This is a genomic window from Vibrio sp. 10N.247.311.49 (genome assembly GCF_041467655.1).
GTDB lineage: Bacteria > Pseudomonadota > Gammaproteobacteria > Enterobacterales > Vibrionaceae > Vibrio > Vibrio crassostreae_C.
In genome coordinates this window covers 64,504-82,334 of sequence record NZ_JBFSVA010000003.1, presented here as the reverse complement: position 1 = coordinate 82,334, position 17,831 = coordinate 64,504, and the positions used below count along the sequence as shown (strand labels likewise).

The 17,831-nt window shown below is 44.9% G+C and carries 13 protein-coding genes and 1 pseudogene; 7 read left to right on the top strand and 7 right to left on the bottom strand.

Annotated elements, in window-relative coordinates; translation table 11 throughout:
- Positions 1 to 57 precede the first annotated feature (57 nt).
- Complete coding sequence (locus tag AB6E54_RS04715) at positions 58 to 1,479, top strand: glycoside hydrolase family 1 protein (RefSeq protein WP_102332271.1); 1,422 nt, start codon at positions 58 to 60, stop codon at positions 1,477 to 1,479.
- 601 nt (positions 1,480 to 2,080) lie between these two features.
- Here AB6E54_RS04715 and AB6E54_RS04710 read toward each other — a convergent pair.
- Positions 2,081 to 3,709: an ABC transporter ATP-binding protein gene (locus AB6E54_RS04710; RefSeq protein ID WP_372057737.1), complete on the bottom strand. Its 1,629-nt coding sequence runs from the start codon at positions 3,707 to 3,709 to the stop codon at positions 2,081 to 2,083.
- Between the two features lie 12 nt (positions 3,710 to 3,721).
- A pseudogene (locus AB6E54_RS04705) lies at positions 3,722 to 4,220 on the bottom strand (hypothetical protein).
- A gap of 240 nt (positions 4,221 to 4,460) precedes the next feature.
- On the opposite strand from AB6E54_RS04705, the gene AB6E54_RS04700 reads away from it, so the two are divergent.
- Complete coding sequence (locus AB6E54_RS04700) at positions 4,461 to 6,821, top strand: Lon protease family protein (protein ID WP_137001363.1); 2,361 nt, start codon at positions 4,461 to 4,463, stop codon at positions 6,819 to 6,821.
- A gap of 163 nt (positions 6,822 to 6,984) precedes the next feature.
- On the opposite strand, the gene AB6E54_RS04695 is transcribed toward AB6E54_RS04700, so the two are convergent.
- Complete coding sequence (locus AB6E54_RS04695; protein WP_017067648.1) at positions 6,985 to 7,731, bottom strand: flagellar brake protein; 747 nt, start codon at positions 7,729 to 7,731, stop codon at positions 6,985 to 6,987.
- A 274-nt stretch (positions 7,732 to 8,005) separates the two neighbouring features.
- Between AB6E54_RS04695 and AB6E54_RS04690 the strand changes: the two genes are divergently transcribed.
- From AB6E54_RS04690 to AB6E54_RS04680, 3 genes are read left to right on the top strand one after another with little or no spacing between them, the layout of a single operon-like run.
- Positions 8,006 to 8,290 carry a GNAT family N-acetyltransferase gene (locus tag AB6E54_RS04690; RefSeq protein ID WP_004732803.1) on the top strand — a complete coding sequence of 95 codons (285 nt, stop codon included), beginning with the start codon at positions 8,006 to 8,008 and terminating at the stop codon, positions 8,288 to 8,290.
- An 11-nt stretch (positions 8,291 to 8,301) separates the two neighbouring features.
- Complete coding sequence (locus AB6E54_RS04685; protein ID WP_372106745.1) at positions 8,302 to 9,450, top strand: phosphotransferase; 1,149 nt, start codon at positions 8,302 to 8,304, stop codon at positions 9,448 to 9,450.
- A complete protein-coding gene (locus tag AB6E54_RS04680) occupies positions 9,440 to 10,621 on the top strand; it encodes an MFS transporter (RefSeq protein ID WP_065584807.1) in 1,182 nt (393 codons plus the stop codon). Before AB6E54_RS04685 ends, AB6E54_RS04680 begins: the two co-directional genes overlap by 11 nt.
- 108 nt (positions 10,622 to 10,729) lie before the next feature.
- Here the strand turns inward: AB6E54_RS04680 and AB6E54_RS04675 are convergent, their stop codons facing one another.
- Both AB6E54_RS04675 and AB6E54_RS04670 read right to left on the bottom strand, forming a co-directional pair.
- The gene (locus AB6E54_RS04675) at positions 10,730 to 11,644 is read right to left on the bottom strand and encodes a DMT family transporter (RefSeq protein WP_372057738.1); all 915 of its coding nucleotides are present in this window, start codon (positions 11,642 to 11,644) and stop codon (positions 10,730 to 10,732) included.
- A gap of 331 nt (positions 11,645 to 11,975) precedes the next feature.
- The gene (locus AB6E54_RS04670; protein WP_017065021.1) at positions 11,976 to 12,869 is read right to left on the bottom strand and encodes a DMT family transporter; all 894 of its coding nucleotides are present in this window, start codon (positions 12,867 to 12,869) and stop codon (positions 11,976 to 11,978) included.
- A gap of 123 nt (positions 12,870 to 12,992) precedes the next feature.
- Between AB6E54_RS04670 and AB6E54_RS04665 the strand changes: the two genes are divergently transcribed.
- A complete protein-coding gene (locus AB6E54_RS04665; RefSeq protein WP_136982344.1) occupies positions 12,993 to 13,475 on the top strand; it encodes a MarR family winged helix-turn-helix transcriptional regulator in 483 nt (160 codons plus the stop codon).
- A gap of 99 nt (positions 13,476 to 13,574) precedes the next feature.
- On the opposite strand, the gene AB6E54_RS04660 is transcribed toward AB6E54_RS04665, so the two are convergent.
- Positions 13,575 to 14,015, bottom strand: a complete 441-nt coding sequence (locus AB6E54_RS04660; protein WP_008220964.1) for a heme-binding protein — start codon at positions 14,013 to 14,015, stop codon at positions 13,575 to 13,577.
- 101 nt (positions 14,016 to 14,116) lie between these two features.
- The gene (gene aceB, locus AB6E54_RS04655; RefSeq protein ID WP_017067102.1) at positions 14,117 to 15,742 is read right to left on the bottom strand and encodes a malate synthase A; all 1,626 of its coding nucleotides are present in this window, start codon (positions 15,740 to 15,742) and stop codon (positions 14,117 to 14,119) included.
- Between the two features lie 313 nt (positions 15,743 to 16,055).
- Here aceB and gcl point away from each other — a divergent pair, with 313 nt between their 5' ends.
- Positions 16,056 to 17,828 (top strand): glyoxylate carboligase, encoded by a 1,773-nt coding sequence (gcl, locus tag AB6E54_RS04650; protein ID WP_372057740.1) that lies wholly within the window; start codon positions 16,056 to 16,058, stop codon positions 17,826 to 17,828.
- The last annotated feature ends 3 nt before the right edge of the window (positions 17,829 to 17,831 follow it).

Genomic DNA, 17,831 nt, shown 5'->3' with positions numbered 1-17,831 from the left:
CCAGTCTGAATGCTTGGAGCCTACGCTCCAAGCATTCAATTAAACTAGGAAAAGACTATGAAATTCTCCAACAGTTTTCTGTTTGGCGCAGCCACTGCCGCTTATCAAATAGAAGGCGCAATCGATAAAGACGGTAAGGGCCCGAGTAACTGGGATGAATTCGTTAAAATCTCAGGCAAAACCTTTGAAAATACAACGGGTGAATTAGCTGTAGATCACTACCACCGTTATAAAGAAGACATTAGACTCATGGCAGAAATGGGGCTAGAGTCATACCGTTTTTCTATCGCTTGGCCTCGAATTATTCCTAACGGTACTGGTGAGGTGAATCAAAAAGGCATCGATTTCTACAACAACATTATTGATGAATGCTTACATTACGGCATTGTACCATTTGTGACTTTATACCATTGGGATTTACCATTGGAGCTAGAGAAACAAGGCGGCTGGACGAATAAAGCAACCATTGATGCGTTTGTTAACTATGCCAAAGTTTGTTTTGAAGCATTTGGGGACCGTGTTAAACACTTCATAACCTTCAATGAAACCGTTGTTTTCTGTGGTCATGGTTACCTTGCTGGCGCCCATCCACCAGGTATTAAGGATGAGCCTAAGCTCTACTTTCAAGCCACTCATAATGTATTTTCAGCACATGCGAAAGCAGTACTCGCATACAAAGAGCTAAATCAATATGGTGATATCGGCTTAAGCCACGTATTCTCTCCTGCTTTTTCAGTGGACGATAGCATCGACAACAAATGGGCAGAGCGTCACGCAAATCAATTCGGCATCAACTGGTACTATGACCCTATCTTGAAAGGTCACTACCCTGACTATGTTTTGAAGATTCTTGAAGAGCGTGGCTGGATGCCTGAAATACTTGAGGAAGAAAGACTCGCATTAACCCAAGCTGCTCCACTCAACGATTTTATTGGTTTGAACTACTATCAACCCGTACGAGTAGAAAGAATTCTAGGCCAAGCAGAACACGTTGAGCATTCACGAGAAAATGCCACAGGTGCTCCTGGCAACCCAAGCTTTGATGGTGAATACCGCAGCGTATCAATGAAAGATAAGCGTTACACCAAGTGGGGTTGGGAGATTTCACCGGAAGGCTTTGTTGATGGTTTGAGACTACTCAAAGACTATTATGGTGATGTCACTATGTACATCACTGAAAATGGCCTCGGTGATGAAGACCCAATCATTGAGGGAGAGATATGCGACATTCCTCGAATTAACTTCATTAATGACCATTTAGTGGCTGTAAAAAAAGCCATTGATGAAGGTGTGAACATTCAAGGTTATTATGCATGGTCTGCAATTGACTTACTCAGTTGGCTGAATGGCTATAAAAAGCAATATGGCTTCATTTATGTAGACCATCAAAACAACCTAGACAGAAAGAAAAAAGCTTCTTTCCATTGGTATAAGGACATTATAGCGAGTCGAGGGGAAAGCCTTAAATACCCCGCTTAAAATCAAGCGAGCTATTGCAAAAAATGTCAATAGCTCGTTTTTGACCAAAAAGTAAAATCATTAATATTATGACTTCGAGCGCTTTCATAAAAGCAAAGAATAAAAAAAGACTGAACGTGAGAAAGTGTTGGCCGGTGAACTCTATAACCCGGTAGATGATGAGTTAAGTAAAAAGACGTCGTAGGTGCAGAAAAATAGAACGTCAACTTAACAACACAATGATAGGTGCTCCAGAGTAGAGGAATTCAATTGATGAACTTAGTCATCTTTGTGGCTTTTTAGCTAACTTATTGATTGCTAGGTTAACAATGTTACTAAAACACTTTTGTCCAAAAACGAGTTGAACTAAGCCGCTCTTCGACTACGACGACTACCAGCGAACTCTGTTTAAAGTCCGTTAATTTTAGCAAACCTTCATAATCACTGGCGCGAATCACTGAGTTGATTTTTCATATACGCCAGAAACGAAAAATGTCGCATCCATGCGACATTTCTCTTTTGGCGGCCAAACCAGTTTTGCTATATCCATTCTAGATTTCAATCCATTAGGAGATTATTCAGAATGTAATTATAAGACGCTGTTAATGTTGATTAGTTCCCTTTATGCGGCATTTTTTTTCGATTTATCTTCTAAGTCGAATGACGCAGCGATTAATTTCTTGGTGTAGTTGTTTTTCGGCGCATTGAAAATCTCTTCTGCAGACCCTTCTTCCATTACTTCGCCCTTCTGCATCACCAGTACGCGATCCGACAGTGCTTTCACTACCGAGAGATCGTGGCTGATGAACAGGAAGCCGATATTGTGCTTGGCTTGAATGTCTTTCAGCAGGTCAATCACGGTCAGTTGTACTGAGCGATCGAGTGCTGAAGTCGGTTCATCCAGCAAAATGAAAGAGGGCTCTAGAATCAGTGCGCGAGCAATCGCGATACGTTGTCTTTGCCCGCCAGAGAACTCATGTGGATAACGGTTTATTGAATTCGGCTCTAAGCGAACTTCAATCAATGCTTTGCGCGCTCTTTCTAAACGTTCTTGCTTGGATAGATGAGGTTGATGCACCGTTAAGCCTTCGGTGATGATTTCCCCAACTGTCATGCGTGGTGATAAAGAACCATAAGGATCTTGGAACACCATTTGGACATCTTTCTTGAGCTTGTGACGCTCTTTATCATTTAATAAGCTAACGTCTTGGCCTTTGTAAACAATACGTCCGGTACTCGGCAGCAAGCCGATTAATGCACGTCCAAGGGTTGATTTACCTGAACCAGATTCACCAACAATGCCTAGCGTTTCGCCTTGCTTAAGATTCAACGAAATGCCTTTTACGGCTTCGAAGTACTGGCTTTTACTCTTGATAAAGTGTGATTTCACCAAGAACTGAACTCGGATGTCGTCAGCACACAATAGTTCTGGGGCTGTCGCCTCAACAGGAACCTTAGCGCCTTTCGGAATCGAGTTAATGAGCATTCTTGTGTAATCATGTTTAGGACTATCGAACAAAGATTGAGTCATCCCTTCTTCTACGAGCTCACCTTTACACATCACTAGCACGCGGTCTGCAAAGTGTTTCACCACACCTAAGTCATGGGTGATGAACAAAATTGCCATTCCCATCTTGCCTTGGATCTCTTTGATAAGAGCAAGCACTTCAGCTTGAACCGTTACATCTAATGCAGTTGTAGGCTCGTCAGCAATCAGGATATCCGGTTCATTAATCAGCGCCATTGCGATCATGATGCGTTGCAGCTGACCACCCGAAAATTCGTGAGGGTACTTGGTGTACGACTTTTCTGGCATTGGCAAGTGCACAAGATTAAACAGCTCAATCACTCGCTGTTTGGCTTGAGACTTTGACACTTTACGATGCCACATAATAGCTTCTGCCACTTGAATGCCGACGCGCAGGTATGGGTTCAAAGATGTCATCGGCTCTTGAAAGATCATGCCGATTCTGTCGCCACGAATCGACTGCATTTCTCGTTCAGTCTTGCCAAGTATTGATTGCCCCTCAAATTCTATTTCAGATTGAGCATCAATGATGGCGTTATCAGGGAGCAAACGCATGAGTGCGTTAGAAGAGACTGATTTACCTGAACCTGATTCACCAACAATGGCCAAGGTTTCGCTGGATTTAAGGGTAAAGTTAACCTTTTTCACCGCATCAACGATTCCATCGTTGGTTTTGAAGCTAACGGAGAGGTTATTGACTTTAAGAAGAGCCCGGTCCGACATGATATATCCTTATCAATTTAAGACATTAGGTGAAGATTGAACTTCTGACGTTGTTTTAAGTTGCCCAAAATGGTGATGAGCACGTTGAATTTGTTCTAGTTCGAGCATCCAATGCGAACTGCGCTGAGCGCTGCAAAAAGCGATCAGGTGATTGAGCAAACCTTCGCTCTGCTTTTCCAATAATCCAAAGGTACGTTGAATCAGCTCAGTGTTCTCCAGAGAGATAAATTGCATCAGAGCGTAAGATTGATTCAAGGTATCGAAGGCTTGTTGGTGCTGACCTAATCGGTTGAGTATCTCTGATTGAGCGACGCTCGCGTCTCTTAACCCGGCAAGCAAGCAAGCAGGCAAATTGGCAAGGCTTGATATCGCTTTGGTATGCTGCATCTTGGATGTGATGAGGAAGTGAGGTTAGAACATCACCATAAAGGCGTTGTGCTTCTGGCCAGTGACCTTGTTCCATTAACTGTTCAGCTTTTAGGTAGTGCATCCAGCATCGTTCAATTTCCATATCCACATCCTCAATTTATAATATCAGAAAATGTTAATGATATTTATTATCAATTGCAAATTAAAATCATTCACATGTTAAGTTGGTGAATTAAATGACGAGCTATTCCTAAAAATGGCTTAAATTGTGTGTTATTTGTTCAGTTGAACAGCTGTGTAGCGTAAGTCACTAAATTTGTGGGAAATTACATCTACACTGATTTTATCTACACCCAAGTAATGAAGGACTAAGGAGGCGGCGATGGCGATGCAAAGACTCAATACAGAACAGCTGTATCAGGTAGCGGATTTAGATAAGCTACCATGTAAGTCGACCAAAGAACTGGCTCCAATTGACGAAATCGTCGGGCAGGAACGGGCACAAAAAGCCGTTGAGTTCGCGATGTCAATCAAGGAAAAGGGTTACAACATTTATGCGATAGGGCGAAATGGTCTGGGTAAACGCACCATGATCTTGCGCTATCTGAACCGTCACCCTCAAGAAGTGCAGGAGCTTTTTGATTGGTGTTATATCGCGAACTTTGAAGATATTCGTACACCTAAGGTACTGAAATTACCTCGTGGCGTTGGCAGCAGCTTAAAGCAAGATATTGAAAAGCTAATGCGTAAATTGCTGAAAGGTATGCCTCTAGCGTTTGATAACGAGATGTACTTTAGCCGTGCTGATAGGCTTAAAAACCAATTAGCAGCTAAGCAACAAGCCGCGTTAGAAAGCATTAGCCAAGAAGCGAAAGACAAGGGCATTAACCTGACGATCACCACTCAGGGTGATTACCAGTTTGTGGCCATGAATGGGGATGATCTTCATACCGAAGAGAGCTTCGATCTGCTTTCGCCAGAAGAGCAAGACCAGTTCGATAAAACCATTGATGGATTGGAAGTCGGTCTGCGAACCATTTCTCGTGAGTTGACGGAACTTGAAGAAACGTACACTGAGAAAATTCAAAAACTGAATGATGATACGGCGCGAGACGTGATCACGCACTTCATCAAGCAATTGAAGAAGGATTACAGCCAATATCCAGACATTAAAAAGTACCTAACGGCACTGCGTAAAGACATTGTCGACAACGCTGACATCTTCTTAGAAGAGAGCACTGAGCAAGCCGAAGTTGCAACCGCTTCTTTGGATAAGAAAATGCCGCGTCGCTACAAGGTTAACGTGATTGTGAGCCAAAAGGAGGAGACTCTGCCGATCGTGGTGGAAGAGAATCCAAATTATCACTCTCTGTTTGGCTATGTAGAAACGGCAACGTTCAAGGGCACTGTCTTTACAGACTTCTCATTGATTCGTGCAGGTAGCTTACACAGAGCTAACGGTGGCGTATTGCTGATGGATGCGGTGAAGGTACTTGAGCAGCCGTACGTTTGGGAAGGCTTGAAACGAGCGCTGCGTTCACGTCAATTGAGCTTCACTTCATTAGAGAAAGAGGTGACCTTAACGGGCGCGGTATCGCTTGATCCAGAGCCGATTCCATTGGACGTCAAGATCATCCTGTTTGGCGACTACCGAACTTACCAACTGCTGCAACACTACGATGCAGAGTTTGGTGAATTGTTCCGTGTGACGGCCGATTTTGAAGATGAGATGAAGCGTACTCCCGATTCTGAAATGCACTACGCGCGCTTTATTTCGAGTATCGTGCACGACAACAATATGCTGCATTGTGATCGCAAAGCGATTGCTCGCATCATTGAGCACAGCTCACGTCAGGCCGGTGACCAAGGCAAGCTATCGCTGCATTCGGCACATATTGCGAACCTGCTTCGTGAGTCTAACTACGTCGCGAGAGGGGCGAAATCGAACCTGATTCGTTCTACCCACGTCGACCAAGCACTGTCGAACCAACAGATGCGTGTAGGACGATTGCAAGACAGCGTAATGGAGACGTTTACCAACGGCACAACACTGATCCATGTTGATGGTCAGGCGGTTGGGCAAGTGAATGCTCTGTCTGTATTAAGCACCACCGATCACATGTTCGGTGCGCCAAACCGAATTACTGCCACCACGGCTTACGGCGATGGTGAAGTGATTGATATCGAAAGAAACGTAGACTTAGGTGGCAGCATTCACTCAAAAGGCGTGATGATCTTGTCGGCTTACCTTTCTTCCGTATTTGGCAAGACAGCCAAAGTCCCGCTCACCACTAACATCACCTTCGAACAATCGTATGGTGGCGTCGATGGTGACAGTGCGAGTATGGCTGAGTTCTGTGCGGTGGTGTCAGCGTTTTCTAAGCAGCCAAACCGTCAAGACATCGCGATTACAGGCTCGATGAACCAGTTTGGTGAGTCTCAGCCTATTGGTGGTGTGAACGAGAAAATTGAAGGTTTCTTTGATGTGTGTGAAATCAAAGGGCGTTCAAACGAACAAGGGGTGATCATCCCGCGTTCAAATGTTCACAACCTGATGCTGCGTAGCGATATCGTGAAAGCGGTTGAAAAGGGCGAGTTTAATATCTGGGCGATTGACCATGTAACAGAGGCGATTGAGCTGTTCACAGGCAAAGCCGCTGGTGAAGCAAGTGATGAGGGTAGCTATCCAATTGATACTATCTTTGGTATCGCCCAAGCTAAACTGAACGCACTGCGCAAATAGTTTGAATATCTAGATAGCTAAACAAATAAACAAACAGCTAAAACGCAAAAGCCATCGATTCTAGAGTCGATGGCTTTTTTGTTGGTTGAGGTTTAGTTTGCCAGTGAGCTATTTGTATTTGGTCAGCTTGCTGTATTCGGTGAAAGTCGCGTGTTAAAAGGCGTTACCCATTTCGTAAGCAAAGCTTGGTGCCATCGAACTTCAGTTTTGCCAACAAGTGTTTGGCGTTAGCTCGGCCAATATCATCAAATTCGACACCGTATCGAGCGTAGTGTGTCGATTTCTGTAGATTGCAGACGATGCCTCGCAATGGCGGAATCAGTGGGCCGTTGTAGTTCTCAGGGGTTATCTCAATAGACACGCGATCGGCAATCTGAATCGCACGAGAGGTTGGTGAGGTAACGAAACGACAACCACTTTTCGATAAGTCTCTTATCTCACAGTTTGCTCGCTGGTCGTTGAAGATGATTCTTGAAGCCAGATTCACTTCATAGCGTGTTTCTTTACGCAGCTGAGTCACTTGCATCGTGCTTGGTGTTGAAAGTACAAGAATAGGGAAGGGTTCACCAATCTTATGGTGAATTTGGCTTCTAAAGTGGATAAGCGCGCCTTCACCTCGTAGAGAATACGCACGAGCGGTCATCCAAAAACCTTCTTGAAAGAAAAAGTTCAGATCTTCATTGGATACCTCGGGAACCTCAACCACAATACAGTTATCACTGTGCGTTCCGATAAACCTGGTGGTGGCGAGAAACTTCGTGCCAACGGGAGTCGAGACATTTAATGTCAGCTCACTGCCGTGCTCAATCATGGCCAGTGCATCAGTGCTATTGATAGTGGAAACGGTGCGATTACGAGGGTCTTGAAGTGCCTGATTATGCTCCAAAGGCTTCTTCAGGGGTGCGTTCATTATATGTTCTCCATGCGCCAACATGCGTCTGTTAGTTATATTGGTAACTTGCTAACAAGGGGTTATTACGTGCTAGATTTAGTGGACGTACTCACATAGATTTATAGAGTGCCTTTTATCATTGCTGATTTTATATTAAGCCGATTGCACTGAATTATTTGCTGTGTTTGTAAGTACTTAGTTTTATTTATATGCACTTGCGCTAGTCTATTACAAGGAACTCATACTTCAAACTTTTATTGTTTGTCGTATCAATTATTTGCAGGAGTTGAGAATGCAGGCAGTAAAATGGGATCAAGAAGTGAACCAGATCACGGTAGAGTTAGAACCCAACCAGTTCGCGGTCGTTAAGTATCAAAAGGACGGAGATGTACTACATATCACGTCGACACGCATTCCTGATGAACTGCAAGGCAAGGGCTTTGGGAAGGTGATGATGGAGTCGGTATTGCCTGAAATTGAACAAGCGGGCTTCAAAATTGTGCCGGTTTGTAGCTATGTGGTTCACTACATGAATAGGCAGCCACAGTGGTCACACCTTCTATCCGATAAAGCATAACAACGAGTAATATGTCTCAATCAATATCGTCGAATAATCGAGCTCAACCTGAAGCGGGTTCAAGTCAAAATCAGCCAGAGCTTTATCAACAAGAGTTTTATCAAAATGAGCTTTATCAAAAAATAGCGACCTCGCTGGGTTGTCATGAAGGGTTTGATGTCCAAGTGATTCAACGCCTATGGGGTGGATATGGCGAGTTAGTTCGCTTAGTCTTTTCTCAAGAAAGCAGTGCGGAACTCAAGAGTGTGATTGTTAAACATGTCGCGTTGCCAGATAAAGCTGAACACCCAAAGGGTTGGAATACCAAACTCTCTCACCAACGAAAGGTACACTCTTACCAAGTGGAAACAGCTTGGTATCAGTCATTCACCCAACAATGGGATGAGCGCTGCCTTGTACCTGTTGGGCTGCAATGTGAACTAGAAGAGAATGAGTGGCTGATTGTGATGCAAGACTTAGCGGATATAGGTTTTCCGTTAACCTCTCATTTTGATGTTCTTGCTGCTTCTGACTATCAGGCACCTAGTTACACACGAGAAGAGCAAAAACAACGCGATGCTTGCCTTAAATGGCTCGCTAACTTTCACGCAAAGCATATCAATATCAATCAAGAGCAGTTGTCATCATTGTGGCAAGTCGGTACTTATTGGCATCTAGATACACGTCCTGATGAGCTCAATGCCTTGGCTGATTTACCATTGAAGAATCAAGCCAAGCACATCGACCGTTTACTCAAAGAGTGTCCATATCAAACCTTAGTCCATGGCGATGCCAAGCTCGCCAATTTTTGTTTTGATTCTGAAAGCGAGCGAGCAGCTGCGGTCGATTTCCAATATGTGGGTTACGGCTGTGCGATGAAAGACGTCGCCTTGTTCATGAGCAGCGCGATTAGGCCACAAGATTGCGCAGAGCTTGAATCAGAAGTACTAGATGCTTACTTCCACTACTTGAAAGAGGCATTGGCGTACTATCAGCCACACCTTTCATTTGATGAGGTAGAAGCAGCATGGCGACCAATGTTTTACGTGGCGTGGGCCGATTTCCAACGTTTCGTAAAAGGCTGGAGCCCAGAGCATTGGAAGATTAACCCGTATACTGAGCAGTTGACCTTACGAGTGCTTACTCAATTAGACGAACAGGAGTCCGTCAATGTTCGATAGAACTGCGAGCTGGAAAACGCCGCAAAACTTTTTATTACTGATTTCGATTGTTGTCCCTATCGCGTTTTCGAGCTGGATGGCACTGCTTAATAACTTCGTGATTGAAAAAGCGAACTTTGATGGTGCGGATATTGGTTTACTGCAAAGTGTTCGTGAAATACCTGGTTTCTTAGCGTTTACCGTAGTGTTTGTGCTGGCCTTCATACGTGAACAACGCTTTATGTTGATATCGCTAGCGATGCTCACTGTAGGCACCGCGATTACGGGTCTGTTCCCTTCACTCACTGGTCTGTTGCTGACTACGATTTTGATGTCGACGGGCTTCCACTATTTTGAAACGCTGAAGCAGTCTTTGTCACTACAATGGTTGAGTAAAGAAGAAGCACCAGAGATGTTAGGTAAGATGATCTCCGTTGGCGCGTTGGCATCTTTAATCACTTATGGCTCTATTTGGGTGATGTTAGAGCAACTCAAACTCGACTTTGCTTGGGTGTATGGCATCACTGGCGGAATTGGTTTTGTTTTAGTTTTGGTGATGACCTTTGGCTTCCCTGAGTTTCAAACCAAGACGCCACAGAATAAGAAGTTGGTACTGCGGAAGCGTTACTGGCTCTACTACGCGCTAACGTTTATGAGCGGTGCGAGAAGACAAATCTTCACCGTGTTTGCAGGCTTTCTGATGGTAGAGAAATTCGGTTACTCGGCAGCTGACATAACGCTATTGTTCTTAATCAACTACCTATTTAACTTCTTGTTCGCAAAACGTATTGGTCGATTTATTGGTGTGGTGGGTGAGCGTAAGGCGCTGATTTTCGAGTATGTCGGTTTGATTGGTGTATTTGTCGGTTATGGCTTAGTGCAAAACGCAGAGTGGGCGGCAGCACTTTACGTGGTCGATCATTTGTTCTTTGCATTGGCACTAGCGATCAAAACTTACTTTCAGAAAATTGCAGATCCGGCTGACATGGCATCAACCGCTGGTGTCTCTTTCACCATCAATCATATTGCAGCGGTCGTTATTCCAGTGGTGTTTGGTGTGATTTGGTTGTCTTCTCCTGCAACGGTTTTCTATATTGGTGCAGTGATGGCCGTGGTTTCTCTAGCGCTATCTTTAAACATTCCGAAGAAACCTGAAGAGGGCAACGAAGTGCGAATGTTTAGCTGGCGCTAATGTTGGTCTCGATATTATGAAATAAGCAAAAAGCTCCAATAGTGATATTGGAGCTTTTTGTTTATGTGGGATATGTATATCTAATCCGCAAAATAGGTTTCACGCGGATCAGTTTCTTACGGTTTTTAATTCGGTACGCAGCTTGAAGATTCCCTTTGGTGCTTTGGTTAGCAGGATGCCGCAAAGTAGAGGAATCATCATTACAAGTGACTGTTCAGATAGAACCTCACCATTGATGTAACAAGAGATCAGTAGTGCAACCACAGGGAAAATTAGGAAGCCGATAGATGCTTGGAAAGGTGTCGAAACCTGACCTAATTTAAAGTAAGCAACAATGCCGCCAACACTCGCCACAAAGCCTAGGTAAACCACAGCAGAGATTGAATCCCAAGTGAAAGATTCAATATTCACGTTTTCACCTATAGCTGAAACAGCGAACAAGAATAGAGCTGCAATTAGGCTCGGTACGGCGTTGTAGGTTAGTACTTCAATGCCTTTGCAGTGCTTTTGAACCAGCACATACATCACTGCGTGAATCGCAACAGCAAGGCCTAAGCAAACCGTGCCAATTAGGTAGTCATCGCCACCCATCTGCATTTCATTACCAAGGATTAGACATAGGCTCACAACAGCAGCGATCAACCCGAATATCTGGTGCTTCGCTAGTCGTAGACCTAAGAATAAGCCAGACATCAACATCACAGCCACAGGCATGTTGGCGAAGATGATCGACGCTAAACCTGAAGAGATGTATTGCTCGCCATAGATCATCAACGTAAACGGAATCGCGAAATACATCAACGCAACAATAAGCAGCCATTGGCGCTTACCTTTAGGGAACAGCAGTGGTTGGTTGAAGACTTTCGCCAATACTGCAAGCAGAGGTGCTGCAAGTAAAAAGCGCAACGCAGTAGCAAAAATAGGTGGGATAGAATGCAATGCTACTTCCATCGCGAACCAAGTGGTTCCCCAAATTAAGCAAACAGAGACAAAAAGCAAAATAGTTAGCGACTTCGAATTCATGGTGACTACTCATTAATAATTATTTTAAATCATAGGCTTGTCGCGCCTTAATGACGTGGCACAGTATAGAAAGGTAGTCGGAGAAAAGTTTTGTCTTTTTATCTCTAATTTGAGTTTTTGTGGAAATTAAATCTCTAGTATGATTATTTTATAGAAAATAAATTCGCTTTAGATAGTTAAAGTAAAGTCATTGTTCTTTGTGAGGTTTAATTTAACTTAAGGAATGGTCAACTCAACGAGTATGGCTGTTGGGTTATTGCTGTTAGCGTAGCAACAAAAAACGCGCCCTTAATGAGGCGCGTTTTTGAGCAATACGTTTAAGAGGCTGCGTCTACTGCGTAACAGGCTTAACTTGTTTGGGTTGTCTTACCGCAAGGATAAGTTGTGGTAGCAGTGACATCACTATCATGCCGGTCATTAGTGAGTATTGTACTGCAGTGAATGATTCACCCATTAACACCATGCCTGTCACGATGCCAGCCACTGGGTTTGCGATTCCACCGAAGGTGAAATCAACCACCGACATACGTTGTAGCAACCACACATACATGCCGTAACCCAGCGCTGTGTTTAGGCCAATCACCCACACGAGTCCCATAGCATTACGAGTATCGAAATGAGTCACGGCATTAACATAAGGCTGCGGGTCGATGAATGCATGAACGCCAGACGCGACAGACAAAATCGTACCACCCAGAATCAACTGCCACGTTAATACCTTCCACCAGTGCATGCGGTTACCCAGTGACTTGGTAATGCTGCTGCCGATGACAATACACATTATTGCGGCGAACATTGCGCCTAAACCGATTGGGTTCAGAGCAATTTGGCTTGGGTTAAACAGTATCCACGCTAAGGTGATCAAGCCAATACCCGAAAGGGCCTGAATCAGATGCGGGCGCTGTTTTTTCACTACCCAGTGGAAGATCATCGCGAACACTGGCACAGAGATCATACCCACGCCAGAGATTGCCGAAGGCAGCGTTAGCGCCATCACGAAGATCAAGCCAAAGAAGGTCGCGATATTGATAAGGCCCAGTGTGAAAATGATTTGCCACTCGCCTTTTTTAGGCAGTGTTGGTTTTACTGCTAGCAATAACAAACCAGCAGGTAACGCACGCAAAGCACCCAATAATAATGGTGGCCACTCCTGTAGCGTAAATTGCGTCACTGCATAGGTTGTTCCCCAAAAGAACGCGGGGATCATTGCTAATAATATGTTCATTTAAAATATCTTTACGTTAAGATAACTATTGTGTGAACTGTATACTGAGAACTAGTGGTTGTAAAGTATCTTTATGTTAAACTAGTTTGAAGTAATCAGACTAACAACGGAGCGAGATTGCAAATGGATGCTATCGACCGCGTAGTAGAGCAATGGGCAAAGGAAAAGCCCGAACTAGATACTGAGCCTATGGCAATGATGGGTCGGATTATGCGTATTGCCAAGTATATGGAGACGCAAGTTGCCGAGCTTCATAAAAAATACGACATGAAGCTGGGTGAGTTTGATGTGCTGGCGACGTTGCGACGTTCTGGGAAGCCTTACCGACTGACGCCATCTGAACTGATTGGATCCATGATGCTGACATCTGGCGCGATGACCAATCGCCTTGATAAGCTAGAAGCCAAAGGGCTGATCAGTCGTGAACACAGCAAAGAAGACAGACGCAGCGTGAGTGTCCAGTTAACTAAAGATGGTCTTATTCTGATTGACCAAATGATGACTGAGCATGTTGAAACGCAGAAGAAGCTTGTGAAATCTCTGTCTGCGAGCCAGAAGAAAAATACTAACCAGCTGCTGAAAACATGGTTGAGTGCGTACGAGTAGTTTTTCTGATCTTCCTTTAGATTCAATAAAAAACCGAAGCCTAATCGCTTCGGTTTTTTTGTTCCTGTCTAAGAATTTCAAGTACAGAGAGTTAGCGAGTTAAGCTTGCAGCATCTCATCACTGAACAGTTCTGCGCAGCCAATACCATTAATGGCGCAGCTTTCATCAATGTCTGAAATGTCACCGCTGACCCCAATCGCGCCAAGTACCGTTTTGTCCTTATCTCGAATCAGTAGCCCCCCTGGTACTGGTACCATGTTTCCGTGTGCGAGCACGTTTACGGCGGAGATAAATGCTGGTCGATTATCAGCATCTTGGGCGAGTTTTCTAGAGGAACAACCCAGTGCGAGTGCTCCCCACGCTTTAGCAATCGCGATGTCTGGTCGCATCATGCTAGAGCCGTCTTGACGTTGCAGAGAAATCAGCTTGCCACCGCTGTCTAAGACGGCGACCGTCAAAGGTTCTGTGTGGATCTTGTTTCCTGCTTTTAAGGTGCCATCAATGATGGTTAACGCTTGTTGTAGAGTCAAACTTCCCATGTTATCTCCTAGTTTTTCAAGGGGCCGTGTACCAAGCTAAGTCAGCCAATCATTACGCTTGTTGTGAATATCATCGACTGATTCAGCTCGGTACAAGAGTCCTAACTGGACTCTTGTAATAGCCCATAGCTGGGTAAAGTTAGGAAGGCGGCGAACTCTTCGGCTGTAGAAAGTTGATAGAAAAGATCAGCTGTCTCTTCAAATCGACCAGCTGAATAGCGCGAGTCTCCGACTTCATGTTTTATCGTGTCTAACTCCTGGTAAAGCCAAGAGTGGAATAGTTGCTTGGTAAAGGTTTGGCCGTCATCAAGCGTGACGCCGTGGTGGATCCATTGCCAAATATTGGCTCTTGAGATCTCTGCGGTGGCGGCATCTTCCATTAGCCCGTAGATAGGCACACAACCGTAGCCTTGAATCCAAGCTTCGATGTAATACAGCGCGATGCGTATATTCTTACGTACTCCTACTTCGTCGCGACTGCCCTCACAAGGCTTTAGCAACGAGTCTGCATTGATCACATGCTCCGGGCTTTGAAAATCCATTTGGTTTACTTTGCCATCTAAGTGCTTATCAAAGATCGACATTGCCAAATCAACCAGTGCAGGGTGCGCGACCCATGTGCCGTCGTGTCCGTTCTGAGATTCTCTTTGCTTATCTTCGATAACCTTGGCGGTTACACGCGCCATTTCTTGCGGATCTTTCGCTGGAATAAAGGCCGACATACCACCCATCGCCAGTGCGCCGCGAGCATGACAAGTACGCACCAACAGTTGGCTATAGGCATTTAGAAACTCTTGATCCATGCCGATCCCGTGGCGGTCAGGCAGGATGCGGTCTTTATGGTTTTTCAGCGTTTTGATGTAGCTGAAGATGTAATCCCAACGGCCACAGTTCATTGCCACGATATGATCACGCATTGCGTACAAGATCTCTTCCATTTGGAATACGGCTGGAAGCGTCTCAATCAAAACCGTCGCACGAATGGTGCCTTTGGGTACGTGGAAATAGTTTTCGGTGAAGCTGAAAATATCGTCCCACCACTGTGCTTCTTCCATGCTCTCAAGCTTGGGAATGTAGTAGTAAACCCCTAAACCTTGTTGTGCTCGTGATTGATAGTTATGGAAAAAGTACAAGGCGAAGTCCATCAAGCAACCGCCGATAGGCTGATTGTTGAATTGGATGGATTGCTCAGGAAGGTGGATCCCTCGTGGGCGTGCGATCAGCAGTGCAGGATCGTCGTTTAATTGGTAACGCTTCTGCTTCTTCTCATCGAAGTAGCTAATGGTGCCAAGGTTGGCGTCTCTTAGGTTGATTTGCCCTTCGACCATATTGGCCCAAGTCGGGGAAGACGCATCTTCAAAACAACACATGAAGACTTTCGCGCCTGAGTTTAGCGCGTTGATCACCATTTTTCTTTCGATAGGGCCGGTGATCTCTACGCGGCGATCCAGTAGCTCTGGTGGCGGTGTTGCTACCTTCCACTCTTTATTCTGACGAATGGAGATGGTGTCCTTTCTGAAATTGGGTAACTCGCCGTTGTCATATTGAGCTTGTTTTATGTCGCGGTCATTTAGCAGGGTATGACGGCGATCTCCAAACTTATTAACAAGGGCTTCTAAGAACTTTAATGCATCTTTAGACAAGATCTCTTTGTACTCGGAGTTGTCCATATTCCCGAGTACCTGCATACACTGTACTTCTTCTCTCTCTTTTACGTCATTCATCATTGTTGTCTCCTTTGAACAATACGATGTAACTTTGTATACAAAATGCTCTTTTTAAGGATATTTATATTGTAGAAATTGTAAACAAGCAAACGGTATTTAACATTTATTTATCATTTGGTCTTTTTGTAATTTATTTTTACGTAAAGATATTTTATGTAAAGCAATGAATTGTAAGCTTTTCAGGATGAGTGCGTACTTAATGTGATGGGTTGATGTAACAAAATTGTTTCATTCTGGGGTTGATAAATAGCGAGGATGGTTCATAGTACACAAAAGTTAGTTTAATTGTATACAATCTGAACTGGAGGTTCGAATGGCAATTATGAAAGCGATTGATGCAGCGGTAGAAGTGCTTAAACGTGAAGGTGTAGACATCGCATTTGGTGTTCCCGGCGCAGCAATAAACCCTATGTATGCGGCTATGAAAAAGCTCGGAGGAATCGACCACGTCTTAGCTCGTCACGTAGAGGGTGCATCCCATATGGCTGAAGGGTACACACGTACCAATCAAGGCAATATAGGTGTGTGTATTGGTACTTCTGGTCCTGCGGGAACGGACATGATCACGGGTCTTTATTCTGCGTCTGCTGATTCGATTCCAATTCTATGTATCACAGGCCAAGCGCCCCGTGCTCGTCTTCATAAAGAAGATTTCCAAGCGGTCGACATTGAATCTATCGCTAAACCAGTCACTAAATGGGCAACCACGGTGCTGGAACCTGCACAAGTGCCACGCGCATTTCAAAAAGCCTTTCATTTGATGCGTTCGGGTCGCCCGGGGCCAATCCTGATAGATCTACCGATTGATGTTCAGCTGGCTGAGATTGAGTTTGATATCGATACCTATGAACCGCTAGAACCTTACAAACCGCAAGCAACTCGCGCGCAGGTTGAGAAAGCATTAACCATGATGTCTCAATCGGAGAAACCGCTGATTGTATCGGGCGGTGGCGTGATTAATGCTGGTGCGTCTGAATTGTTGCAACAGTTTGCCGAGATCACTGGAGTTCCTGTGATTCCAACCTTGATGGGTTGGGGCTCGATCCCAGATGATCATGAATTAATGGCAGGCATGGTAGGGCTACAAACGTCTCACCGTTACGGCAACGAAACCATGCTCAACTCTGACTTTGTGTTTGGTGTCGGTAACCGATGGGCAAACCGTCATACCGGCTCTGTCGATGTTTACACTGAAGGCCGAAAGTTTGTTCACGTTGATATTGAACCAACCCAAATCGGCCGCGTGTTCTGCCCAGATTTAGGCATAGTCTCTGATGCCAAGGCAGCGCTAGAGCTAATGGTTGAAGTGGCACAAGAGTGGCGTGACGCTGGCAAACTGCTGAACCGAAATGCATGGGCAAGTGAGTGTCAGGAACGCAAGTCGACCATGCTGCGTAAAACCAATTTCGATGAAGCGCCAATGAAACCGATGCGTGTTTATGAAGAGATGAACAAGGCATTTGGTCGTGACACTTGTTATGTGAGCACCATTGGTTTGTCGCAAATTGCTGCCGCTCAGTTCCTACATGTTTATAAGCCGCGTAATTGGATCAACTGTGGTCAAGCTGGCCCATTGGGTTGGACAACACCAGCCGCATTGGGTGTACGAGCGGCCGATCCAAATCGCGACATTGTCGCTATCTCTGGTGACTATGATTTCCAATTCATGATTGAAGAACTGGCCGTCGGCGCGCAATTCAATCTGCCATACATTCATGTGTTGGTGAACAACTCGTATCTAGGTTTGATTCGCCAAGCACAGCGCCAATTTGATATCGACTATTGTGTACAACTGGCGTTCGATAACCAGAATGCACCAGAGCTTGAAGGCTACGGTGTTGACCATGTTGCCGTTGTTGAAGGCCTAGGTTGTAAGGCAATTCGAGTTCGTGAACCAGAGCAAATTGCGGCAGCGTTTGAGCAAGCCAAAGAGCTGATGAACAAGCACAAGGTGCCAGTGGTCGTTGAGCTGATTCTTGAGCGAGTAACCAACATTGCGATGGGCGTAGAGATCAATGCCATCAACGAATTTGAGCCACTTGCCGAAAGCCGTGGCGATGCCCCAACAGCGTTAGCGTACAAGTAATCA